The sequence below is a fragment of the Paenibacillus urinalis genome (assembly GCF_028747985.1).
Lineage (GTDB): Bacteria > Bacillota > Bacilli > Paenibacillales > Paenibacillaceae > Paenibacillus > Paenibacillus urinalis.
Genome location: NZ_CP118108.1, coordinates 1,910,774 through 1,934,590 on the forward strand (window position 1 = coordinate 1,910,774; position 23,817 = coordinate 1,934,590).

Sequence of the window (23,817 nt, forward strand, 5' to 3'; positions counted from 1 at the left end):
GATGCCATTCATTATACAACATTACACTGTGTAGTGAAACAGGGGAAGCAAGTTATATTTGTGAACTAAATTGATGAATTATAAAAATGATGAACTAAGTCAGAACAGGATGATGAAAAAATGGCGATACGCCTGCCTATACAATTTGCTGAACGAATGAAGAAGATGCTTGGCGATGAGTATGAACAATTTGTGAAGTCATATGAGAGTGCGCCTCGTGCTGGCATCCGTGTTAATACGTTAAAAATAGATCCTGTGTCATTTGCTGAGATCACTCCGTTTCCATTGAAACCCATCCCATGGTGTGAGACAGGATATTATATCCCTGCCGGCAGCAAGCCAGGCCTCACTCCATTTTACCATGCAGGTCTATATTACGTTCAAGAACCAAGCGCAATGGCACCGGTGGAGCTGCTGGAAGCCAAGCCTGGTGATCATGTACTTGATCTGTGTGCTGCTCCGGGCGGGAAATCGACCCAGATCGCCGCACAGCTTCAGGGAAGCGGCATACTGGTGACAAATGATATCAGTACGGACCGGACCAAAGCGCTTGCCAAAAATATAGAAATGTATGGCGTTCGAAATGCAGTGGTGCTTAATGAAAGCCCAGATCGCATAGCCGATGCGTTCCCGCATTATTTTGATAAAATACTAATAGATGCTCCTTGCTCCGGGGAAGGAATGTTTCGTAAGGATGAGGACATGGTGCGGCAATGGGAGCACCACTCCATTGAGCGCTGTGTCCTGATGCAGCGTGATATATTAGATACCGCGGCGAGGCTGCTTGCTCCTGGGGGAAGAATCGTCTACTCAACCTGTACGTTTGCTCCAGAGGAGAACGAAGGCATGATTGGAGAGTTTCTTCGGAAGAACCCATCGTTCCGAGTTGTTCCTGTCCGTCATGTGAGCGGGATATCCGGTGGTCATCCTGAGTGGATAGAGCAGGCTGCGGCCGAAGAGCAATTTGAGGGACTCCAGATCGAGCCTGTATCGCAGGATGAGCATCCTGATCTGTATGCCCAGCTTCAAGGCACAGGAAGATTATGGCCGCATTTAGTGGAAGGAGAAGGACATTTTGTCGCCGTGCTTCAGCATGACGGTACCCCTCTTGACGAACCTGCTGATCAGCCATTATACGTGCATAGTACAGTGGAGAAGGGATCCGCTCACGGTAGAAACGCCGCCCTGATGAAGAAGCAGAAGCACAACGTCAAGCATGGGGGAGCGAAGCACAGAAACCGGTCTGAGCAAATGCCAGTGGATGCGGAGTCGGTCTTTCGAGCATTTGCTGCTGAGCAGCTGAATGCGGAGCTGCCAGGACAAACGGTATTGTATGGAGAGAAAGTATACCAGACGCCCACTCGGCCGGAACGGCTTGCAGGACTTCGAGTCATACGTGCAGGATGGTTTATGGGATCGGTTAAGAATGGGCGATTCATACCTTCCCAGGCATTAGCTTCCGCACTGAACGCAGAGGAAGTGAAGCGGAGTGTACAGCTTACCTCAGATAGCAGTGAGGCAGTCAAATATTTAAAAGGTGAAACACTGGAAATAAGTGAGGATCGACTGGTTAAGTCAGGCACTGCTTCCTCAAAAGGATACACGCTCGTGACCGTTGACGGCTATTCCGTTGGCTGGGCGAAATGGCAGGATGGCAGACTCAAAAATGAATATCCGGCAGGATGGAGGTGGACCTCGGTATGAGTGAGAACACGATGAAAAAAACAGTCAAAAAGCTGCGGATTGATAAAATACTGAGCCACATGGGGTACGGGACCCGATCTGAAATAAAAAAAGCCGTCAAGAACGGCTATGTTACCGTGAATGGTAAAACGATTAAAGACAGCGGTATGCAGGTTGATCCTGACCTTGATATTGTTGATATCGATGGAGAAGTGGTGAAATATAGAGAGTTTATCTACTTAATGCTGCATAAGCCTCCTGGAGTCATCTCGGCTACAGAAGATGTAAGAGAAGAAACGGTTATTGATTTGCTGGATGAAGAATATATCATTTTTCAGCCGTTCCCGGTGGGAAGGTTGGATAAGGATACGGAAGGTTTGCTCCTGCTCACCAATGACGGACAGCTTGCTCATAATCTGCTGTCTCCACGGAAGCATGTCCCGAAGACGTATGAGGCGAAGGTCGTCGGAAGTATTGGAGATAAGGAAATTAAAGCCTTTCAGCAGGGGGTTACTCTGGATGATGGTTATGTTACGAAGCCGGCAGAGCTGATCGTTACCTCGAGAGAACAAACAGATACGGGAATGATCTCGAATATTCAGGTGACGATTCATGAGGGCAAATTCCATCAAGTCAAGCGGATGTTTGAATCCGTAGACTCTAAGGTGCTCTATTTAAAACGGATTTCGATGGGAAGTCTCAGGCTCGACCCGGAGCTTCCGATAGGAACCTATCGGGAGTTGACAGAAGAAGAACTAAACAGCCTTATCAATTGATTTTTGATGTATTGTACAAAATAGAGAGTAAGGATGGATAGGATATGACATATCGATTAATCGCACTTGATGTGGACGGAACGCTGTTAAATGACCATCATGAATTGTCAGAGGCAAATAAGAAGAGTATACAGCAGGCTGCCAAGAATGGCGCTGAATTTGTTCTATGTACGGGCAGAGGTCCTGTTAATACGATTCCCATTATGGAGGGTATGGGACTTGGCGGATACGTCATCACTCACAATGGTGCAGCAACGGTAGATATCAAGTCTCGTGAGGTGGTTGATCAGTTTCCGATACAGGCTGAAGAGCTGATGCCATATATCGATTACTGCCGTGATCACGGCATTCATTTTGACGTAAATACGGCGTTTGGGCTGTATGTTGACCGTGCAGACGAAATGACGCTAGAGGTTCGGAGCATGTATGAGGCTGTATTCCTTACACCGTTGGATCTTCCTGTATGGGCGGATCTAAGAGAGCCTGTAGTGAAGTTCTCGGCCTTTGGAAGCTTAGAAGCCATGGATGCATTGGAGAAGGAGTGGAGAACGTGGAATAGTCCATTTTATATGGTTCGCAGCGGGGACTTTTTCCTCGATCTGATGCACAAGGATGCTTCCAAAGGAGCGGCGCTGCAGCGATTGGCTGAGAAAAGAGGATATCGCCCAGAGGAAGTACTCGCAATAGGGAATTATTACAATGACATTACAATGCTCATCTTTGCGGGTAAAGGGATTGCAATGGATAATTCACCTGTCGAAGTGAAGGCGGCAGCCGATGAGGTTACCTTGTCGAACAATGACAGCGGGGTTCATCATGCGTTAGTTAAGCATGTGGTCAATGTGTAAGTAATATTCTTCCTCTCATTAGGGCATTCTAGATGCATAGCCAGCTAACACATGGTTACAGTTATAATTTCCGGCATAATTAGGAGGTAGTTATATCGTGAGCTATCATATTCGGCTAAGACCTGATCTAAGAACATCGAATGGTGAAGTCCATGACATCATGGTGGAACATCAATATGCAGGCTCACTAATCCTTGTATTCCGGGAAGGACAAAGACTGGCAGGAAGTGTCCAGTTGGATGCAGAAAGTATTCCCGGAGATGCTAAGGATGAGATTATTGCCTACGTGCAAGAATATGTGCTTCAATTCCGTGATGCAGTAGCCGCTGAGCACTTTGATATTATGTTATCGTGGGGCAGGGTTGAGTGCGTTCTGGGTGATGAAGAGGTATACGAAGAGTACACGCTTGATGATGTTATGGATGAGAGCTCTGAAGAAGGCTTGATTGAGCATGGGGCTTTTCATACGGAGGAGCCATCGGTTTTTCGGTATGAAGCTGAGACTGGTGAAATGCAGATTGAACTGATAAGTAGTGGCCGGAACGTGTCCTCATATGAGCTGCAAACAGGAAATGGCTATAGGATTGCTGAAGCTGTGCTTAAGCAGTATGGGACAGATATCAAGGGAATTGTGGACTGGCTCATTGACCCTGACGAAGAGGACCTTGAAACTGCGGAAGAGCTGCTGGTATCCGAGGTTAACGATGAAGAAATTGATACAATAACGATAGATATGCAATTTGAAGGTCAGCGTGTTGCACTGTTAGAGCTGGAGCATCGAGATTTTGTCGAGCTGGATGATGAGGAGACCGATGAGGGACCGGATTGGGATGAAGACGGCATGGAGCTGAAAATGACGGTTCACGAATCTGTTAATGAGAACTGCTACGCCACTCTGATTCGTCATGACCGCGATATCCTGACATATGAGCTGTTTTTTAAGGAAAATGGAGGATATCCGGCAGCAACAGCGACGGTCGATATTAGTGATGTTGAAATTTCAGGCTACATCGACTTTTATATTCATCCAAGTGAAGAGCAGCGTGAGCAGCTGTTTCTGCTCATGGCTCGGGAGCTTGACAAAGAAACGGATGTGAATGAGCTTCACCTGACGATGCTCTACCGAAATGCCGTAATTGATGAGATTGAGCTAGCTGAGTTAGATTGACCATGATTTGAAGCATGAGCAGCCTATACGCAGTATAGCCAGTAGAAGAGAAAACAGCATTCGATCGAGACTTCTCCTAATAGGAGTGCGAAGTCCCGTTCGAGTGCTGTTTTTGTTTTGGATAGAGATATATCTTGACTCTGAGCTGGTTAGCAGAGCTTATCCGTGAATACGCAGACCCTTTGGTCGTTTATTCTTAAGCTGACCGCTGCTTGCTTTTGCCCACCCCACAGGGTAACCCCTTGTTGTCACCATTACCCAGCCTTGAAGCGGGGCATCCAGAGTAAGGGTCTCGCCGCGAAGATAAGCCTGCAGCTCCGTGGAGTCGGGTGGAAGATCATAGGACAGCAGTGCCTGCTCTGGAGCAGCTGACATCGCCAGCGCATGTGCTGGTTCGAACCTTCCCTTCTTCCAATCTCCAAGATGAAGTCCAGGGCGAGGGGTTTTTAATCCCTTCAGTTGTTCCTCTGAGATGCTAAGCCCACTCGTTTCGGGCAAATAGTATAATGCTTCCCCATAGAGGAGTGGCCTACCGGGCTGTAGTGAGAAACCAGGGAGATTCGTGTCCGCCCATTCTTGATATCCGGCCCAGGCTTCTGTAACTCCGGCTGCAGCGTTCTTTTTCCCTCTTTTTCGCGGCTTGGCTGCAGGCAGCTGTCCATGGGCTCGTTCGGTTCCTTCACTGGCGGCCTTTTTCTTGAGCAGAGCAACAAAATGTCCCTCTCCTTCACTCCGATGCGGCCAGATTCGTTCGGTCCGGACCCACTCCATATCCTTATATTCGTTTATGAAACGCTCTACCGTATCCTCATTTTCCTGTCGGTTAAATGTACAGGTGGAATAGGCGAGATGTCCTCCGGGCTTCAGCATCTTATAGGCCTCCTGCAGAATGTCCCACTGGCGGGCAGCACACATGTGAACAGAGGATAGAGACCATTCGTTAATGGCTTCAACATCTTTACGAAACATGCCTTCACCAGAGCAGGGCGCATCAAGCATAATTCGATCAAATGCTTCCGGGAACCGGGCGGACAGCTCATCAGGAGTGGCATTCACGACCACCGTCCGGGCTAGTCCGGTTCTTTCTACGTTTTCCGCAAGGATTCGTGCCCGGCCGTTATGAATTTCGTTAGAGACGAGGAGACCCGTATCCTTCATTTTGACAGCCATATGCGTCGTCTTGCCGCCAGGTGCTGCTGCAAGGTCCAAGACAGTTTCGTATGGCTGTGGATTAAGCAGCTCGATCGCGGACATTGCCGAAGGCTCCTGAATATAATATAACCCGGCAGTATGATAAGGGTGCTTGCCAGGTCTATCTTGACTATTGTAATAGTATCCTGTGCTGCACCAAGGAACCTTGCTAAGCTGGAACTGCTGGGCAATGGGCTGTATATCTTCTTCCTTGAGCTTCAGGGTGTTGAGCCGGAGAGCCTGTGTACGCGGCTTGTTGTAGCTATCCAGAAATGCAGTCGTCTCCTGCCCGAGCATGGATTTCATCTGATCGATAAAGTCCTGGGGCAGTGTTTCCTTACTCATGTTTTTTCAAAACTCCTTCGTATCTTCTTTACTGGAACATATGAGCTAATATATCATGATTACAGACTTGCTTTCAAAAGAAACCACGAAAGGGGCACTATATGATGCGATTGCTCCAAGCTTTATTTTTCCCTCCTGAGCAGCCAGGGGGAGTATCATCTATGATTCCATACCTCCAGGAACGCTTCAACAGCCCAAGATGGGAGATGGAGCTGTTCTCGCTTCCGAAACGAATCCGCAACAAGGGAAGCGAAGAGATCCGCTTTGACACATTTGACTGGACGCAGTACGGGGAGAGCCCGATCGTTCAGAAATATATCCAAACCTTCCGTGATTATTTATGGTGGATCAAGCTTCGTATACATAAGCCTTATGATTTGATCCATGCACATCATCCGATTGCAGGACTGGCGATGAAGAAGGCTTTTCCAGCAACGCCTCTGATCCAAACCATTCACTCCAGCTATGAGCGGGAGCTGATCCTGAATGGCAAGATTGAAGAGAACGGCTTAGAGCATCGCTTTCTAACCTCTCTCTATGGTGAGCTGGAGCATGCGGCCGATTGCATGTTAACTGTATCTCAATCGTTCCGCACTTATATGTCGCCTTATGTGGAATCCCCTGAAAAAATTGAGATCGTGCCGAATGGCTTCGATGAGAAAAGATTCAAGCCGATTCCTCATGAGAATGAGGTGCCTCAGCTGGTAACGGTGTGCCGTCTCGTTCCGGCAAAAGGGATTGATGTGTTGTTTGAAGCTTGCTGCGAATTGAAAAAACGGGGTCATGATTATGTACTTCACATTATTGGAGATGGTCCGATCCGTTCTGAACTGGAGGAATTGGCCCAGCAGCTCGGCATCTACAATGAAACGATATTTTATGGCTACACGCTTCATCCTGAAGAGTTCGTCCCTTTCTTTGATATCTTCGTTCTCCCATCAAGAGCTGAAGCGTTTGGTTCCGTATTTGCCGAGGCAGCACTGAGTTCACTGGCGTTAGTAGGGACTGATGTTGGAGGAATAAGCGAACAGATTGAGGATGGTGTTAATGGCCTGCTCGTTCCCAAAGACAATGCTGCGGCACTTGCTGATGCATTGGAGAAGGTCATCCAGGATCCTTCATACCGCTATGAGCTTGCCCGATCAGCGAGTGAAAAGGCAAAAACGGAATATTCTCTACGACGGTCTGTTCATATGCTGAAGAAGCTGTACTTGAAGTTTGAGCCTGCAAATTGAACCTGGCTGTTATTATTTATTGTCCTTATTCTTGAAGGAGCCAAGCGGGCTCTTGATCAAGTGAGCTACCCATACGACGGCCAGCATTCCATAGATCGGGTATAAGATCGACAGAAGTGAGCTGAAGCCGAACTGGCTGAGCAAGAAGCAGGACAGCATAATAAATAGGGTGATGAGCTTGGGCGATACTTTGAGATGCTCCCGTACCTGTAAGGTTATCCCGTAAATATCGGCAACAAAGGTACTGAAGATTTCCATAAAAATCAGACATATATACATGAGCTGTATGGCTGCGCCGAGAGCGAATGCAATGCTTCCCATGGGAACTTCAAACTGCACAATGCCAGGCATATAAGCCGACATGGCAAAATGGGCTGTCATGAGCATGAACCCAATCCCAATTCCCCCGAGAATTCCGCCATATTTAATGACGCGTCTATCGGTAATCTGACTGCCAAGCGGCACAAGGATGGCCTGTGCCATAGCTAGATTAAATGAGCTGTACAATATGGGTGACAGCCAAGTTGCAAACATGCTGCGATCGGTTTCCAGTCTTATAAAATTGGCTGCGCCCGGATGACCTGTGGTATGGAAAAGTATGAATAAAGACAGGGTCATCATTAGCGGAACGACGATGCTGTTCATTTGCAGGATGGCATGGATTCCTCGACCAAGCAGAAGATAGGTCCCGACCAGCGTAATTATTAGTCCGGTTTGATAAGACAGATGCAAATGCTCCATGAACACCGAGCCTGCTCCTGCGAGAATGACACTATTGACGCCGATCAGCACGAACAAGGTGAAGAAGCTGATCCATTTTCCTGCATTTTTGCCGAACAAGTGGCTGTTCAGATCTTCGTATGATTTAGCTCCGGTATCATGTGCCACCAGCATCATCTTGGTCCCCAGCCAAACAAAGAGCAGGCAGGACAGCAATATCGTAAGAGTTGCCCATTTTCCATATTCGGTAAAAAACTGCAGTATTTCTTGTCCGGTGGCAAATCCCGCACCAACAATAGTTCCAACATAGGTGAATGCGACTTGCAGCACCTTGGTACTCTGTCTCATGCTTCTCCTCCTTGTTATCTACATATGCCAGAGCAGCACCTTCACAGGTGTAAATAAGCCCTCTTACAAGGTATGCACTTGTCCACCTGGACATGACCTGGCTCTTAGATGAAGATAAACTTCTTGAAAGAAGCTGCTGAGGTGTGATACTTTTACGTCATAGGATAGGCTGGGAGGTCATATGCATGGAAATATTAAAACAAAAAATTGTAGAGCAGGGTGTAGTCATATCAGATCAGGTGCTGAAGCTGGATGCCATACTTAATCATCAGATTGATCCTGAATTGACGATGGAGATGGGAAGAGAGTTCGCTCGGCGCTTTGAAGCGGAGGGCATTACTCGAATTGTCACTGTCGAATCCTCGGGAATTCCGGTGGCGTTCGCAGCTGCGTTTCATATGGGAGTACCCCTTGTGTTTGCACGAAGAAAGAAGACGCTGCTGGCCGATCCTGACGCCTATTGTGAACGGGTGCCGTCTTTTACGAAAGGCATTGTGACCGATATTATGGTATCGCGGGAATTTATAGATCCGAAGGATCGAATATTATTTATAGATGATATTATTGCAAACGGGGATGCGGCAAAGGGGATTATTAAGATCGTTGAGCGTTCCGGTGCATCGCTCGCGGGATTTGGTGTTGTTGTCGAGAAATGCTTCCAGTCCGGAGCGAGTGCCATTCGTGAACAAGGGATTCGGGTTGAATCACTTGTGAGAATCGAATCACTCAAAGACGGAGTCGTAAGGTTTGCTTAAGTCCATAGATGGGTAATTCTGTATTAAAATGGCCTAATTTTGCTCATTATCTTTGCACGGGGCAGGATAATGGCTTATAATGAAATAAGATTAGGGAGAGGAGGCAACAACAATGGGGAAAGAAGCAAACGAACAGTTTTTCCTTGACAAGTTAGTCAAATCCAAAGTTCATTTTGAACGGGCCCTTGATTGTAAGCACACGGAGTTTGATGACCTTTATCCCTATATGCTTGAACATCCTCAGTTCTTCTGGTATAAACGTTACGTCGCATGGTCGGAGCTTCTAACAGTAGTGAACCTGTGTGAAGAATTATCCTTCTCATGGAGAGAGCAGTTTACACCTCATCAGGTAGAGTATGTTGAGCAACGGGTAATGTCGGCGAAGGTGCTTGATTTCTGGTTTGAGAAAAACGACAGTAAAGAGCACGCTTCACGTTAAGCAATATAAGGTTTTATCACGTAAATAACAACGTAAGACCTAAATGCGCGCATTTAGGTCTTTTTTTGCACAAATAATAGGGTTGCATTGGAGGGGATTATATGATTAGTGATGAGGAATTAAACCAATTGCGTGAATCAGGTGAGCGAATTCGTGTGGTGAGAGACGATCTGGAGAGCAATGATGTCATCGGCATTATTGTTGCTTGGAGCAGCGACCAGATTCTTGTCCGCCGGCGCAACCGCAGAGTCGTTAAGCTGGATCGAAATTACAGCATTCAGCTCTATTCAGAGCCCAGACAAAAACCGACCGACCTGTAAGCTGCAGATTAAGTCCAAAAATTACCTCGTCAAAGAGCGGCATAGATATAGATCAAGTGGAGAAAGTACCAATGATACGTCTATATAACTCTTTCGACGAAGGATGTGCTGATGTGACATTAATCAATAATAAGGTTCATGCGTATAAGGATCAAATCGGGCACTTGTCAGAGACGCTGCCGGATGTTCTGAAGTCCTATCATGAGTTTACGGGAGAATGCTTCAAGGAAGGCGAGCTCGATCTCAAGACGAAACAGCTCATAGCTCTCGGAATCGGCTTGTTCGCAAATAACGAAGTGTGCACCCTGTATCATGTGCAAGAAGCGCTTTCCAAAGGGGCCAGCAAGCAAGAAATTATGGAGACGGTTGCTGTAGCTGCTGCAATTGGCGGTGGACATGCCTTGTCTCAAGGTGTTATGCGTGTCCAAGCTGCATTGAACAACTAACAAACACCACCGAATCGATGCCCAGCATGGATTGCGGTGGTTTTTTATTTACAAAGTTAAGGGTATGACTCCTAAATAAACTTGCATCCGTTTGTACAGCTCATCTTTATAAATGGTTCCTGGGATGTAGATGTGAACGCGATGTCCCCGTATAGAAGCCAATGCCCGAATCGCACCATCGTATATATCTACTCTGTTCAAATGGATGTCCATTCGTCTGAATTCTTCCTCTACTTCGTCAAGCAATACAGCTACGCGAGCGATTCCCGCCCGGATCATCTCCATATACAGCTCAGGGGTCTTAAGCCCGGCATGGTTACTCATCACTTGAAGATCGCGCTTAAAAATTTTGATGACCATCAAGAGCTGAAGATAGCTCTTAATCAGTGTATGTTCTTCCGGTAGCATTTTCGCTGTCATCAGGGTCCCTCCTTGTTTGCATAAGCGAACTTATGTTCTTATTTTATGCTAATGAGCTTGGTTTTATCAACTTATTGACTGTATTTTTTATTGGAAAGCTCACATAATTCGTCTCGTTTATTCAAATAATGTATATATCTTCAAGAATTTACGCGAAGGACTGTTATAACGATGACGATACGCAAGCAAAGAAGAAGAAAACTGAAAAAGAAAGTGCTCTCTTCCTTTAAATGGGGAAGTTTGCGAATGATCGTGATGATGCTCACTTTAAGCATGGTATGTATAAATGCGGACGGATACGGATCTGCGGCACATGCTGAACCTCTGAAGAGGGTTGCGATTATCATTGATGATTTGGGTAACGGGATGAAGGGGACACAAGAAATCATGAATTTACCGGCGAAGGTAAATGTTGCTATCATGCCGTTTCTGCCTACGACGAAAAAAGATGCTGAGCTTGCGCATCAAAAAGGGATTGATGTGCTCGTTCATATGCCGATGGAGCCGCATAAGGGCAGAAGGGACTGGCTTGGACCAGGGGCGATTACTTCAGATCTATCTGATGAAGAGGTACGGAAAAGAGTGGAGGCTGCTATCGATAATGTGCCCCATGCCATTGGAATGAACAATCATATGGGCTCGAAAATTACGACAGATCGGCGTATTATGTCCATCGTGCTTGATGTATGTAAAGAAAGAGGTCTGTTCTTCGTCGACAGCAAAACCGATCATAAGTCCGTCGTGGCAGAGCTCGCTGTACAGAAGGGACTTCCGCCTGTAGAGAATCAGATCTTTCTGGATGATCATCACTCGATTTCTCATATTACTGGGCAGATGAAGCTCGCCGAACAAAAGCTGGAGACTCAGGACACCTGTGTAATGATCGGTCACGTAGGTACGCAAGGTCATTTGACAGCAGGTGTGATCCGAGACTCCATTAATCGCTGGTCGGGTAAGATTGAAACGATGAGTATTAGTGAGATGGTAAGGCAGGTCTGGCATTGGACTCCAGAATCTACATTACCGACAAGTAATAAATGATGCCTGAGCTAATCGCTTGGGCAATTCTCTTTTGTCCCGCTTTGCTGCTTAGGACAGCGCGGTCTTCAGGATTGCTGATGAATCCGGCTTCCACAATAACAGAGGGCTTATTCACATGATTAAGCAGGTAAAAGGGCTTGCCCCATTCAACTTGCCGATTGGTGTCATACATCTCGTTCAGTGATTGCTGGATAGAATCTGCAAGCATATAGCTTCTTGCTTCCTGCTGATGCAGCACAATGGGTCCATGGGTGCGAGATTTCTTGCTCCAATTGACATGGATGCTCACAATCGGATCGGAAGGCACATGATCACTGAGGCCCTTGCGCTGTGCCAGATCTCTCATATGGCGGGAATGACTCCGCAGCCAATGATTATCATCACTCAGCGCATAATCATCGTCACGATTAAGCACAACAGGATAGCCTTTACTTTTAAGAATCATGAATATTTTTTGTGAAATGGCAAGGTTAATATCCTTCTCCAGTAGATCATCTGCAGAGGTTCCTCCATCAATGCCGCCGTGACCAGCGTCGATGATAATAACAGGATGGCGAAACAAGTGATTTGATATTTCGGGCTCCTTGCTATGTGTCGGTTCCGCAGCCGCAAATGATGATTCCTGGAGCAGCAAAATACATAAGATCGCAAGCAGAATGGACGATTTGCTAAATGTAATCACGCGGCTTTCCCCCCTTCCTGGCATATGAATAGACTGTGCAGATTTATGGGTTTCATTCAGGTATGAATGATTTGCATATGTTTAATCCGGCTTATTCCCGTACACACTAACGAGAGAAGCTTCAAATATACATTCATGCGGAAGGGTGGAGCAGGTCAATGGCCAAGGGAGATGAACTTGTAAGATATATTACAGAGCAGGTTGTAGGATATATAGGAACGCCAAAGGAAGAGCGGAAATATAAAAGGAATAAAGTGAAGGAACCATGGCATATGAAATGGTTTGGTATGATGCCTATGGGCGTATCGATGTGGGTGAAGGATATTAAAAAACCGGTCAAGCGGAAAAAGATGGACATGAACTCCAAATGATAATGAAAAACAGCGCATAGAATTGAACTGCTCCTCGATATTGTTAGAAGCTATCTAACAACGGTGGGCAGTTCAATGATCAGCGCTGTTTTTCATTTATTGATTAGAGTGTGGGCACATAAAATGAACCACTCCCGAGCAGCTTATCTATCGGAATATAACGTATTTGCGCTGAGGAAGTTCCCGTTCGAGCGAAGATGACAGCTTCTTCTACTTGCTTGCTCTTCCAGGAGTGATAGCCGGTAATCGCGAGTGGGCCGCTATACCACACATTATGCTTATGAGCAGAAAATATAAGCCGCTCATGTCGATGAAGCTGTTTCACAAGCCCTGCATCATTCAGTACCTTAACTGGATCAGATACCAGCCACAGCAAATTAGAGGACGGGCTGAAGGGAACGGAAGCAAGCTCCAGCCTGCCAGGCTCATCTTCAAGCTGAATGCCTTTGAGATTCTTGCTGAGAGTACTCGGGGAGGATTCATGGGAAACGAAGTCTGGAAGCTGATCTCCATTAGATGCATCAATATAGATAGGATGACCATCATGATCTCTTAATTGCCAATAGGCGAGCGCACCTTTGTACTCCATGAACCGGGAATCATATATGTCTATTGAAGATGTGATATTTTCGGGATGGAGGAGAGAGCTAAACAATGGAGTGCTGCCTGTACCATATTCCGTAACAGTATAACCGCTGGATTCGGTGGCCGTGATAATAAGATAACCTACCGGCTCAGCTGATTGAAGAATATGTACGATATAGCCGTGGGTTCCTGGACCCAAGGGCATGATGAGCAGTTCCGCATTAGCAAATGGGCTAAACTCATCTTCCATTGAGAGCTTGGACAAGGTGTCCTGTGCAAGTTGTTCGACTGCAGCTGGAATGTTGAGATTCTGCTGAGCTGTGAGCTGGGCTGAAGCGTAGACGGACGGAATATTTGGCAGAGAGCATGAGATGAATAAGCTGGATACGACCAGAGCTATACGTTGCAGAACACGTTTCATTGACGTTATATACCCTCATTTCTTCGGGACACTGTTAGAAGATAAATACAGCACCCGTTGCTCATAACCCAATTGTAATAATAAGGAAATGAAAAGGATGCTGTATGGTGTTATGAATTTTGGGCGGACAAGCACTTTTTTTGACGAAAGAACCTATTTATTCAATTAATCCATCACTTGAATCAATTTTATATGATTGAAGCAGCCAAAGGTATTATGAAATTGATTCACTTTAGATGAAAAATACCGCAGCTGATCGTATTCACATGAATCTTAGGTTCATATTGCCATATCATTTCACTGCGTCTGGTATTGTACTGATCCTGCACAGCCTGTTTCTTCTCTTCTTCCTGCTCCTCTTTCAGCAGATCCTCATAATACATATCAACGACAGCCAGCTCTTCCTCAAGTCTTTGCTTCGCAGCTTCTGCCCAGCTGTAATCGACAAGCTTTAATCTCGCATAGATGTGCTGCTCCAGCATTTCACCTGCTGCTGCCAGTGGAATTTTGGATGCCTGCGCATGTATATTCTCGGGAAGACGAGGACTGAGGTCCTTCTTACTAAGCACTTGACCAAAATTCTCAACAATTCTTCCAGTCAATAGAGATACACCAAGAAAATGAAGCTCTTCCTTACGCATGTCACAGGAAAATTCAATCTTAAAGCAAACCCCAAGCCAAGGCTCATAGGATTTGGGAGTGGAGGCACTCATTTGACGCTTGGAGGATTGCTCAAACAAGTTAACGTAAGCACCGCCTTCACGAGAAGCCGTAAAAATCTGCTTCAGCCTCGAGCTTCCATAGACGACATTCTCACGCAGCACTCTTCCTGGACCAATCTGAGGGAGGGAAGGGGCATGACCAAAATAACGACCCAAGATGCTGTCTTTGCCTTCGCTTGCTACATTCCCAGATGCTTTGGCCGACTCGGCCTGCTCCTTCATTTTCGCTGATTCCTCTGCCTGAAGGTGAGCTTCCGCATCAAATATAAATGTAAAGGACATGGTCTCAGCAGGGGCACCGGTTCGGTCGACAAATCCCCAATAATATGGACGATTCGTCAGTGCTTTGTCTGCATCAACGGACAGCTTAACGGTAACATGAGCAGGGGACTTCTCTAAGATTTGGCACTCCATTGCTTCCAGATAAGTTACAACGTAGGAGTGAACCTCCTCTTTGGACATGGTCACTTGAGTAACCCTCCTTTCCCGACTGCTTTTTTGACGGGTGCAGCATCCTCCAGGTGCTCAACTTCCTGTTTGATCGAATTCAAATTTTGAGAGAGTGACTGCATTTTACGATGAATCTCTTCATCACTGCTGGATTCCAGCATGATCTTGGTCAGACTCTTCTCGAAGGATTCCTGTTTCTCAAATCGTTCGAGAATGACGTCGAGACCGCCGATGACCATTTCAAACATGTTGATCTTTTCGTGAAGGAGATTCAGAATATGCTCTTCAATGGTTCCTAACGTTGCCAGATTATAAATTTTGACATCATTCTGCTGTCCTAAGCGGTGTACCCGGCCGATTCTTTGCTCTACACGCATAGGGTTCCATGGTAAATCGAAGTTGATCATATTGTGACAGAACTGCAGATTGATGCCTTCACCGCCAGCCTCTGTCGCAATCATCACCTGCACACGTCCGCGGAACAGATCCATCATCCAGTCTTTTTTGCCGCGATTCATTCCGCCCCGGTAAGGTACGGCCGTAAGTCCGCGCTCACGGAAGTAATTGAGCAGATATTCCTGCGTAGCCCGGTACTCAGTAAAAACAATGACTTTCTCATTCATTTCTTTGATGAGTTCCATCGTTTTTTCTGCTTTTGTGTTAGACTTGATCGCTTTGATATTGGCTACCAGATCCCATATTCGATCTCTCCAGGGAGAGTCCTCAGGCAATTTTTTAGATAGATTGACAAGGGTGACGAATACAGCATCCCGGCTGCTGCAAACCTCTCTTTGGAGGGTGACCATAGAGAACATACTGCTCAAATTTCCGCCCGCGGAATGGAACTGGTCTTTCACGAAGGATGTTACACCTTCATATAGTGCCTGCTCCTCGGGTGAAAGTGTCAGATTAATATTTGTTACCTTGCGCTTCGTAAACTGTACAGGGCCTTCGCCCCGGCGGTTTCGAATCATGACCTTAGCGAGTTCATCCTTTAGTTGATCCTCGTTCTTGGCAAGCCGCTTATCCACTACAAAGTTAGCTGCGAAGTCACCTTGTCTTCCGAGCTGACCCGGCTTCAGCAGTGTAATCAAATTGAACAGCTCACTTAGGTCATTTTGTACCGGGGTAGCAGTCAGGAGCAGACAGTATTTTTTACGCAATTTGAGCATGAACTGATAATTGGACGTTTTTTTATTTTTTAGCTTATGTGCTTCATCAATAATAATCATGTCGTAATCATTGCTTAACAGAATCTCTTGATGAGGATCTCGCTTGGCCGTATCTATCGACGCAACGACAACGTCGTTTTGCCACGAGTACGCTTTCTTTTGGGCAACGGCAGGTATACCGAACTTGGAATTCAGTTCTCTGACCCATTGCAGTACGAGTGACGCTGGAACTAAGATTAGAACTTTGGAGACGAGTCCCCGAATTATATATTCTTTTAAGATGAGACCTGCTTCGATCGTTTTTCCGAGTCCTACTTCATCTGCCAAAATCGCTCTTCCCGACATTTCAAAGAGTACTCTGCGCGCGGTATCTATTTGGTGGGGCAGAGGGGTCAGATCGTGCAGATGCTTCAGACATTGGATATCATCAAAGCTGGGGACCAGCGATGCCTCTTCGGCTTTTACAGCAAGCTCAAACAGACGGTAATCTCCCCAAGGTCCTCCTTTGTTAAGTCGTGTATCGAGTTCTGATAGCCAATTCTGATTAAAGTGAACAGGAACCGGTAGTGAATGCGCTGCTTGTTCGGATGGGTTTGCAGTTTGTTTTCTATTCATTTAAACGAAGCTAGCCTCCCTCGTTTTCTGTTGAGCTGATTTGTATTTTTCATAGTATGGACGAAAGAGAGGATATTCATAACTGAGATAATCTTGACGATGGAATTCATGCTGTGGCTTGGCTCTGAGAAGAAGCTTTATTTGCGATCTCTGATGAAAGAAAGTGGAATTTTCATTGCATATTTTCATTATGTCATCTTATAATGTTATGAAATCGTATTTCCCATCGAACGAAAAAGTGTAAAAGGGGCTATGCTTAACTTGGAAAAAGTAGCTATAAATCAGATCGTTTCTGAACTATTGTTACGCTCGGGCAGCAGTGCTGCCGTTACTATAGAGACTTACTTCCCCGGTGGACGCCTGATCGGTGGAAAATATAGCTTGAATGCTCATTGCATCACAATGTATACCGAAGTGATTAAACAGCAGTGCCAGCAATTGTTTGGCTCGAATGAACAAGTATACGATTATTTCAAGGTCGTGCTGGCTCATGAACTAGGTCATGCCGCAGATGTTTATTTAGCTTCGCTGAGCAGAGAATTAGATCATGCTGACGAAGTACGAGGCAGACAAATTGCACTTCGAATTGAAGAGAATGCTTGGGAGAACGGACTGAAATGGATTGACGATATGGAACCTGAGTTTATCAGCATCATATTAGAGCAATCGCTTGCTGCCTATCGTCAGGATGTTCAATATGAGAGTGCTTAAATTTTGACTTCGGGCAGGCGCGTATACATAATGGCTTCATACTATATAATTGTATATAATAATTAGGCATCATGAAGGATTTGTTCGTGCAGCAAGTAGGAGGGAAACACGTGAATACACACAAACAGGAATCATTAATTCAACACGATGTGGATTTATCATCTTATTCGACTTATGAGATTGGTGGCAAGGCAAAGTACTTGGCCGCCCCTGAAACCATTGAAGATTTAAAGACGGTTCTGGAATACGCAAGACAAGAGAAGCTGACTCAATTCTTATTCGGAATGGGCTCCAACATTTTATTCCCAGACAATCCGAAGGATCAAATGTTATTTATCAGCCTGAAAGAGCTGAGAGAAATGAAGATTGACGATAAAGGCTGGTTTGTATCTGCAGGTATGCCGATGTCCCATCTTGCCTTGATTGGATTATCTTCAGGCACTTCAGATTATGATTTCTGTTTCTTGCTGCCGGGTACGCTGGGCGCGGGGATATATATGAATGCCAAATATTATAACCGGCAAATTTGCGATATTCTGGAGACCGCATTATACATTGATATGAATGATCCGGAGTTCAAGGTTCAATCCATAGATGTGGATACTTGTGATTACAGCTATAAGAATTCAATCTTTATGAAAAATGACTGGATCATCGTCGGGGGTTACTTAAAGCATCCTGATCATGAGGCACTTGCCACAGGAATGAAGGAAATAACCCGACTTGAGAAGATCGTTGAATATAAGAATCCGTCACAGCTGCCGAACTTCTTCAAGTATTATACAACGCTTGCGAAGACATGGGCAGATGAGAATAACGGAGTAGTGCCAGAATCATTTGATAATGTCGTCAAGGACCGGGGAAGCAAATTCCACTTTGACTATCCTTCCTGCGGTTCGGTATTCAAGAACAACTATGATTTTGGGGAGCCCATGGGCAAGGTTGTAGATCGCCTGAACATGAGAGGGACTGTTTACGGCGGAGCATCCATATCCGCTTGGCATGGAAATATGATTGTAAACCAAGGTGAGGCTAAGGCAAAGGATATCGTCTACCTCGTTGAACAAGTTAAACAGTCCGTTAACGAAGCCTTTGGGTTTGTACCAGAGGAAGAGCTTATTATTGTGGACAGTAAATCATAAGTAAATATGAAGCTTGCATGGATACTCATTTTTTGAGGACATGCAAGCTTTTTTATTAGGGTTACATCGTTTCATATATTTCTCATATGACCTCACATAAACGATTTGATCTTTGCCGGGAACTCCATTTCCATCTGATTCTGTAATTCAAGCTGCCTTACTACTTTACCCACGCGCTTTGTCTCGAAGTCCTTTAGTTTCTCTATAGAGGAGTATTGCGATAAGGACAGCTGTTGCAGCAGCACAGACAATTGATACGCATCTTCAAGCGCTGCATTAACTCCGAAGGCACCGGTTGGAGTCATCGTGTGAGCAGCATCACCAATCAGTACAATGTTATGCTTGGTCCAGGTTTCACTTAAACTGCTGAACACCGGAAGTAATACGAAATCTCTCCAGGAATGTATATTCGCCGATACACTCTGTGCAAGCGCAGGGAAAGCAGCGGTAAGTCGAGCGATATAAGGAGCAAAGCTGCCTTTACGTATTTCAGGGTAGCTCCCTTGGGCGATATTCCAGCCGATCTGTACGTAACCGTCCGTTTGTGAGAACAAAGCAAGCTGCTGCTCATCAATGAGAGCCATTCGTGTCGCGGGACTCCAATCTGAAGGCTCAGGAATTCGGGCCCATAATACATCAAATGGTCTTAGCTTGATTCTGGGCTCAATCCCTGCCTTATTCCGAACATGGGAAGCTCTGCCGTCTGCGCCCACAATAATTCGGCAATGGATGGAAGCTATTTGACCTTGAATTTGTGCCTTAATTCCGATGATTTGATCGTCTGAATCTACGATATAATCTTTGAAGGCCGCACCAGTGTACAACTTCAAATGCGGATAGGCGCCCGCCTTATGGAGAATTGCTTGCAACATATGATCTTGTGGCACATGAATTCCCTTGTGTGCTTCTTCACTAGTTGCTGCAATCCGATGAATGATACTGCCGCTGTGCCAATATTCTACAGATTGAAGGGGAAGAAGTCCCAGTGACTCGATATCTTGATATACGTTCGCGTCTTTGAGAAGGGATTCACCGTCTGCATTAATTAATTCACCGCGAAACCGTTTATGGAGGGTAGATTGTCTTTCTAACAGAATGACGGATATTCCTTGTTTCGCCAGTAAATAAGCAAGGAAGCTTCCAGCCGGCCCTGCACCGACAATGCAAATCTCTGTGTATAGATTCATAAACTTTCACCTGATGTCAATATATTATAGTTACTGACTTATTAATAGTAACTTATGTTATAATACTATAAATTAAAATGGTCTAGTCGGCAATCATTTTAAAGATATATTCAAAAAAGTATATTGTTTTACTGGGGATTAATTTCTATTTCTATTCAGATAGGATATGATAAGCATAGAACTATTGGGGAAAAGGAAGTGAGTCGTTATCATGTCACTTGAACAAGAACTTCAAGCACAAGAACTGGAAGCCTTTGATCATTTTCTGACGACATTTGTGCGTTATAAGAATAAAGTATATGCCCAGCATCAAAAAGACCTGAATCATAAGCTTAATGCAACGAAGATACAAATCATTTATATGTTGTCTCGTGAGCGGTTAATGGCTGTTGATATCGCCAAGAGACTTCAACTGTCGTCTGGAGCGACGACCATCGTGCTTAATCAGTTGGAGGCGGATGGGTACGTTATGCGAGAACGGAGCGCTGAGGACAGAAGAATCGTGTGGTTGTCATTGACGGAAGAGGGAGCATCAACAGCGGATACGCTGCGTGCCAACCGCAGACATTTCAATGAGGAGCTGCTTGGCTTGTTAACGCAAGAGGAGCGCAATCAATTCCTGGATATTGTGAAGAAGATTGATGTCAGAATGATGGATGTCTTGAAATAACAAAGCGGCTGAACTCTTGAGGCATCCTAAGCCTCAAGGGTTCTTTGTCATTACCGGTACCTATAGCCGGAATCTTTCAATATGCTCATCGAGCTGTTCTTTTTGAAGAATTTCTTTCTGCTTCGGACCTAAGAGATCGAAATGAGGAAAAGGATTGCGATGATGGATGTATTTTGGATTCAGGTCATGCTTAATACACCAGCTTCGTAATTGTTCAAGATCTGCACAGCCCACCTTGGTGACACTTGTAACTCCTGGAAAGCGCGGGTCGATCCAATAGTGGGTTAAATAGGCCAGCTTCCCAGATTTCACCTCATGCTTCCAATTTTCCAGCTCCTGCCGTGATATGCCAAATGCCATTATTAGCTTCATCCTTATCTGTGAGTGATTACGAACTGTATTTTACTCTAAAAAAGGAAAGACGTGAATGTCCAATCCCCATAATACGAACAATAGGCTTTGAGTGACGAGAAGGGAATGATGACATTTTGGAAGTCTTTTTTACGATTTTGATCTTATTAATTATTATTGGCTTATCTAATATCTTGAATCGATTTGTTCCATTTATTCCGGTTCCGCTGATCCAGATTGCACTTGGGGTCGTATTTGAGTTTGTCCCCATAGGCGTCCATTTGGATTTGAATCCAGAACTGTTTTTTGTCCTCTTTATCGCACCTCTCTTATATAATGATGGCCGCAAAACGCCAAGAGCAGATTTATGGAAGCTTCGAAAGCCGATTCTCTTATTGGCACTTGGGCTGGTCTTTTTAACCGTACTTGTTGCCGGATACGGCATACATATGCTGATTCCTAGTATTCCGTTACCTGCAGCCTTTGCTCTTGCGGCTATTCTGTCACCGACGGATGCAGTTGCAGTGGGGGCCATGGCAGAGCGCGTGCATTTACCCAAAAAAATACTTCGAACTCTTGAAGGCGAAGCACTGATGAATGATGCATCAGGACTCGTTGCATTTAAATTTGCGATTGCAGCTACAGTAACGGGTGTATTCTCCCTGACGGAAGCGACGCTCAGCTTTTTTGTGATTGCGATAGGCGGACTCTTCATTGGGGCTGTGATGTCCTTTTTGTTCCGTAAACTCGGTATGCTGCTGCGTAGATGGGGAATGGAAGATGTAACGGTCCATATGCTGATTCAGATCATAACTCCGTTTATCATTTATTTGACGGCGGAGCATCTGGAATTTTCCGGAATTCTGGCGGTTGTGGCTGGAGGGATCATTCATGCGATTGACCGTGATAGAGCTGAAACACTTCAGCCCAAGATGCAGGTGGTGGCCGAGAGTACGTGGTCTGTGATTGTCTACATATTAAACGGATTAGTATTTGTTATTTTGGGGCTGCAGCTGCCTCTCGTGCTGGGTGCAATATGGGACAATCCGGTATTCGATCATATGGATGTATTATTCTATGTCTTTGTAATAACGCTGCTTCTCTTGGTCCTGCGTTTCTTGTGGGTGTATGCCTTAGAACTGTTCGAGTGGAAAAAGGACAGGCAAGACAAACCGGTATTCAGGAACATGGCGCTGATTACGGTCTCAGGAGTTAGAGGCGCGGTAACCCTTGCAGGGGCATTTTCAATCCCTTATATGCTGGCAGATGGATCCCCTTTTCCTCAACGTGATCTGATTATCTTTTTATCAGCAGGTGTTATCCTCCTCACCTTAGTTCTGGCGAGCCTCTTACTGCCGATCATCGCCAAAAAAGAAGAAGGAGAAGACAAAGAAGTTCTAAAAGTACGTGCTCTAGCCAAGATGTTTCATGCATCCATTCAAGCGGTCAAATTGGAAGCGGATGAGGATACCAAGCCGGCTGCATTATCTGTTATAGCGGAGCTGAATCATTGTTTGTCCCGGTACTCTGCAGGAAGTTATGGAATGACCGCTACCGAGCTTCAGAAACAGGAGCTTGAGGTTCGATTGAGAGCACTCCAGGCCGAGAGGAAAGAAATCATTCACTTAATGAATAAAGGAATGGTGTCTGATGAAGCAGGCATGTTCTTCTTAAAAGTGCTTGATCGATGGGAGATCCGAATGTCCAGCCGAATTAAAGCACAGCTGTGGTCCTCCCTGCGCAGTATCGGCAGAGCAGTGGCTCGCTTCTTCGCTATCGAAAGACCTGAAGCGGCTGCTCCTATGCGGGACCGGGCTGAGGCTGCTCGAAATCTGAGAATCCATACCAGCGTAAGTGCAATTGAAGCGCTGCGTGCACATATGAACGAGACAAACCGAGCAGCTTCGATTAAGGTGATCTCTCAATATGAACAGCTTCTGGTTAAGTTAAAGCAAGGAAGCAGTGAACTGGATGACAATGCTTTTAATGAGAAGAAAATGGAGCTTCATATGAAGGCGGTCCAGGAGCAGCGAAATACAGTACAGGAAATGTTTGAAAATGGAGTCATAAGCCGCAGCATGGCAGCGATCTTAAGACAATATGTGAATCAGCTGGAATCACACCTGCTTCGGGAAGAGTAGCTGCTTCATACCTGGTTATATATTTCTTGCGCATAAGAGATACTAAGTCAACATTGATTACAGAATGAGAAGAGGTATGGGATGAATCTTATCGGATTTAAAATAGCCATGGCAGCAGCTGTCTTCATGCAGCTCGTTCATCCCATGACGGATCATAGCTCAGCTCCTGTTGTCAAAGACCGTGCCTATTATGAAGCAAGAGGAGAGATCGTCTGGGAAGCCCCGATCAAGGAGAAGCTGATTGCTTTGACCTTTGATGATGGGCCGGATCGAAATGAAACGGCTCAAATTCTTGATATTCTGAAGAAGCATAAAGCGAAAGCCACTTTTTTTGTGCTGGGCAAATGGGCAAAAGAAAGACCGGAGCTGATTGCCAGAGAAGTTGCCGAAGGACATGAGGTGGGAAACCACACCTTCCATCACACATTTGGAGACCAGATTAAGGATGAGGATACGTATCTTAAGGAGCTTGCTGATGCGGATCAAGCCATTGAGGATGCGAGCGGTGTAAGACCTACGCTGTTTCGTCCTCCAGGAGGAGTGTACAATGATGTCGTGGTAAGAAGCGCTCAGGCGAGAGGCTACTCGATCGTTCTATGGTCTTGGCATCAGGATACGGGGGATTGGAACCGTCCAGGAAAACAGCGTATTATTAACAAGGTACTGCGAAATGCTCGAAATGGAGACATTGTGCTCTTTCATGATAATGTGCACGGCAAGAGTCAGACCATTGAGGCATTAGAGCATATTTTGCCTGAGCTTACGAAGCAGGGATACAGATGTGTTACCGTATCCGAGCTGCTGGAGGCTAAGCAAAGAGAAGTGATGGAGCTTCCTTAAAGCGCTTAATGAGTGACACAAG

25 protein-coding genes are annotated in these 23,817 nt (G+C 45.6%); 16 read left to right on the forward strand and 9 right to left on the reverse strand.

Annotation, left to right across the window (positions count from 1 at the left end):
- The first annotated feature begins 120 nt into the window (after positions 1 to 120).
- The 4 genes from PUW25_RS08880 to PUW25_RS08895 all read left to right on the forward strand — a co-directional run bounded on the left by PUW25_RS08880 (position 121) and on the right by PUW25_RS08895 (position 4,475).
- A complete protein-coding gene (locus PUW25_RS08880; RefSeq protein WP_047909837.1) occupies positions 121 to 1,704 on the forward strand; it encodes an RsmB/NOP family class I SAM-dependent RNA methyltransferase in 1,584 nt (527 codons plus the stop codon).
- Positions 1,701 to 2,459, forward strand: a complete 759-nt coding sequence (locus tag PUW25_RS08885; RefSeq protein ID WP_370510306.1) for a pseudouridine synthase — start codon at positions 1,701 to 1,703, stop codon at positions 2,457 to 2,459. Before PUW25_RS08880 ends, PUW25_RS08885 begins: the two co-directional genes overlap by 4 nt.
- Before the next feature lie 44 nt (positions 2,460 to 2,503).
- Positions 2,504 to 3,307, forward strand: a complete 804-nt coding sequence (locus PUW25_RS08890; protein ID WP_047909836.1) for a Cof-type HAD-IIB family hydrolase — start codon at positions 2,504 to 2,506, stop codon at positions 3,305 to 3,307.
- Positions 3,308 to 3,404: 97 nt separating this feature from the next.
- Entirely contained in the window at positions 3,405 to 4,475 is a 1,071-nt protein-coding gene (locus tag PUW25_RS08895; RefSeq protein ID WP_047909835.1) for a hypothetical protein, read from the forward strand.
- A gap of 159 nt (positions 4,476 to 4,634) precedes the next feature.
- On the opposite strand, the gene PUW25_RS08900 is transcribed toward PUW25_RS08895, so the two are convergent.
- Positions 4,635 to 6,011 (reverse strand): RsmB/NOP family class I SAM-dependent RNA methyltransferase, encoded by a 1,377-nt coding sequence (locus tag PUW25_RS08900; RefSeq protein WP_047909834.1) that lies wholly within the window; start codon positions 6,009 to 6,011, stop codon positions 4,635 to 4,637.
- A gap of 104 nt (positions 6,012 to 6,115) precedes the next feature.
- Here PUW25_RS08900 and PUW25_RS08905 point away from each other — a divergent pair, with 104 nt between their 5' ends.
- Positions 6,116 to 7,246 (forward strand): glycosyltransferase family 4 protein, encoded by a 1,131-nt coding sequence (locus PUW25_RS08905; RefSeq protein WP_047909833.1) that lies wholly within the window; start codon positions 6,116 to 6,118, stop codon positions 7,244 to 7,246.
- Between the two features lie 12 nt (positions 7,247 to 7,258).
- On the opposite strand, the gene PUW25_RS08910 is transcribed toward PUW25_RS08905, so the two are convergent.
- Positions 7,259 to 8,314 (reverse strand): YkvI family membrane protein, encoded by a 1,056-nt coding sequence (locus PUW25_RS08910; protein WP_047909832.1) that lies wholly within the window; start codon positions 8,312 to 8,314, stop codon positions 7,259 to 7,261.
- Between the two features lie 185 nt (positions 8,315 to 8,499).
- On the opposite strand from PUW25_RS08910, the gene PUW25_RS08915 reads away from it, so the two are divergent.
- The 4 genes from PUW25_RS08915 (at position 8,500) to PUW25_RS08930 (ending at position 10,274) form a co-directional block, all read left to right on the forward strand.
- Positions 8,500 to 9,069 (forward strand): xanthine phosphoribosyltransferase, encoded by a 570-nt coding sequence (locus PUW25_RS08915; protein ID WP_047909831.1) that lies wholly within the window; start codon positions 8,500 to 8,502, stop codon positions 9,067 to 9,069.
- Between the two features lie 112 nt (positions 9,070 to 9,181).
- Positions 9,182 to 9,508 carry a hypothetical protein gene (locus PUW25_RS08920; protein WP_047909830.1) on the forward strand — a complete coding sequence of 109 codons (327 nt, stop codon included), beginning with the start codon at positions 9,182 to 9,184 and terminating at the stop codon, positions 9,506 to 9,508.
- Between the two features lie 101 nt (positions 9,509 to 9,609).
- Positions 9,610 to 9,828, forward strand: coding sequence for a hypothetical protein (locus tag PUW25_RS08925; RefSeq protein ID WP_047909829.1), 219 nt, complete (start codon positions 9,610 to 9,612; stop codon positions 9,826 to 9,828).
- A 113-nt stretch (positions 9,829 to 9,941) separates the two neighbouring features.
- Positions 9,942 to 10,274 carry a carboxymuconolactone decarboxylase family protein gene (locus PUW25_RS08930; RefSeq protein ID WP_047910215.1) on the forward strand — a complete coding sequence of 111 codons (333 nt, stop codon included), beginning with the start codon at positions 9,942 to 9,944 and terminating at the stop codon, positions 10,272 to 10,274.
- A 48-nt stretch (positions 10,275 to 10,322) separates the two neighbouring features.
- Here PUW25_RS08930 and PUW25_RS08935 read toward each other — a convergent pair whose 3' ends face one another.
- Positions 10,323 to 10,694, reverse strand: coding sequence for a YhjD family protein (locus PUW25_RS08935; protein WP_047909828.1), 372 nt, complete (start codon positions 10,692 to 10,694; stop codon positions 10,323 to 10,325).
- 246 nt (positions 10,695 to 10,940) lie between these two features.
- Between PUW25_RS08935 and PUW25_RS08940 the strand changes: the two genes are divergently transcribed.
- Positions 10,941 to 11,735 carry a divergent polysaccharide deacetylase family protein gene (locus tag PUW25_RS08940; RefSeq protein ID WP_047909827.1) on the forward strand — a complete coding sequence of 265 codons (795 nt, stop codon included), beginning with the start codon at positions 10,941 to 10,943 and terminating at the stop codon, positions 11,733 to 11,735.
- Here the strand turns inward: PUW25_RS08940 and PUW25_RS08945 are convergent.
- Positions 11,710 to 12,417: an N-acetylmuramoyl-L-alanine amidase family protein gene (locus tag PUW25_RS08945; protein ID WP_238546257.1), complete on the reverse strand. Its 708-nt coding sequence runs from the start codon at positions 12,415 to 12,417 to the stop codon at positions 11,710 to 11,712. The two genes, PUW25_RS08940 and PUW25_RS08945, sit on opposite strands and share 26 nt — an antisense overlap.
- A gap of 158 nt (positions 12,418 to 12,575) precedes the next feature.
- Here PUW25_RS08945 and PUW25_RS08950 point away from each other — a divergent pair, with 158 nt between their 5' ends.
- A complete protein-coding gene (locus PUW25_RS08950) occupies positions 12,576 to 12,788 on the forward strand; it encodes a YqzE family protein (RefSeq protein ID WP_047909825.1) in 213 nt (70 codons plus the stop codon).
- Positions 12,789 to 12,891: 103 nt separating this feature from the next.
- On the opposite strand, the gene PUW25_RS08955 is transcribed toward PUW25_RS08950, so the two are convergent.
- The 3 genes from PUW25_RS08955 to PUW25_RS08965 all read right to left on the reverse strand — a co-directional run bounded on the left by PUW25_RS08955 (position 12,892) and on the right by PUW25_RS08965 (position 16,753).
- Positions 12,892 to 13,794, reverse strand: coding sequence for a hypothetical protein (locus PUW25_RS08955; RefSeq protein WP_274336928.1), 903 nt, complete (start codon positions 13,792 to 13,794; stop codon positions 12,892 to 12,894).
- Positions 13,795 to 14,021: 227 nt separating this feature from the next.
- Positions 14,022 to 14,984, reverse strand: coding sequence for a YqhG family protein (locus PUW25_RS08960; protein ID WP_047909823.1), 963 nt, complete (start codon positions 14,982 to 14,984; stop codon positions 14,022 to 14,024).
- Positions 14,981 to 16,753, reverse strand: a complete 1,773-nt coding sequence (locus PUW25_RS08965) for a DEAD/DEAH box helicase (protein WP_205053403.1) — start codon at positions 16,751 to 16,753, stop codon at positions 14,981 to 14,983. The genes PUW25_RS08960 and PUW25_RS08965 overlap by 4 nt, the downstream gene beginning before the upstream one ends.
- A 252-nt stretch (positions 16,754 to 17,005) precedes the next feature.
- On the opposite strand from PUW25_RS08965, the gene PUW25_RS08970 reads away from it, so the two are divergent.
- Positions 17,006 to 17,464, forward strand: a complete 459-nt coding sequence (locus PUW25_RS08970) for a hypothetical protein (protein WP_193745969.1) — start codon at positions 17,006 to 17,008, stop codon at positions 17,462 to 17,464.
- A gap of 110 nt (positions 17,465 to 17,574) precedes the next feature.
- Entirely contained in the window at positions 17,575 to 18,606 is a 1,032-nt protein-coding gene (gene murB / locus PUW25_RS08975) for a UDP-N-acetylmuramate dehydrogenase (RefSeq protein WP_274336929.1), read from the forward strand.
- A gap of 92 nt (positions 18,607 to 18,698) precedes the next feature.
- Here murB and PUW25_RS08980 read toward each other — a convergent pair whose 3' ends face one another.
- The gene (locus PUW25_RS08980; RefSeq protein ID WP_047909819.1) at positions 18,699 to 19,793 is read right to left on the reverse strand and encodes an FAD-dependent monooxygenase; all 1,095 of its coding nucleotides are present in this window, start codon (positions 19,791 to 19,793) and stop codon (positions 18,699 to 18,701) included.
- 211 nt (positions 19,794 to 20,004) lie between these two features.
- Here PUW25_RS08980 and PUW25_RS08985 point away from each other — a divergent pair, with 211 nt between their 5' ends.
- The gene (locus tag PUW25_RS08985; protein ID WP_047909818.1) at positions 20,005 to 20,463 is read left to right on the forward strand and encodes a MarR family winged helix-turn-helix transcriptional regulator; all 459 of its coding nucleotides are present in this window, start codon (positions 20,005 to 20,007) and stop codon (positions 20,461 to 20,463) included.
- A gap of 60 nt (positions 20,464 to 20,523) precedes the next feature.
- On the opposite strand, the gene PUW25_RS08990 is transcribed toward PUW25_RS08985, so the two are convergent.
- Positions 20,524 to 20,823 carry a hypothetical protein gene (locus PUW25_RS08990; RefSeq protein WP_047909817.1) on the reverse strand — a complete coding sequence of 100 codons (300 nt, stop codon included), beginning with the start codon at positions 20,821 to 20,823 and terminating at the stop codon, positions 20,524 to 20,526.
- 128 nt (positions 20,824 to 20,951) lie between these two features.
- Here PUW25_RS08990 and PUW25_RS08995 point away from each other — a divergent pair, with 128 nt between their 5' ends.
- A complete protein-coding gene (locus PUW25_RS08995) occupies positions 20,952 to 22,955 on the forward strand; it encodes a Na+/H+ antiporter (protein WP_274336930.1) in 2,004 nt (667 codons plus the stop codon).
- Positions 22,956 to 23,036: 81 nt separating this feature from the next.
- Entirely contained in the window at positions 23,037 to 23,795 is a 759-nt protein-coding gene (locus PUW25_RS09000) for a polysaccharide deacetylase family protein (protein WP_052511670.1), read from the forward strand.
- The last annotated feature ends 22 nt before the right edge of the window (positions 23,796 to 23,817 follow it).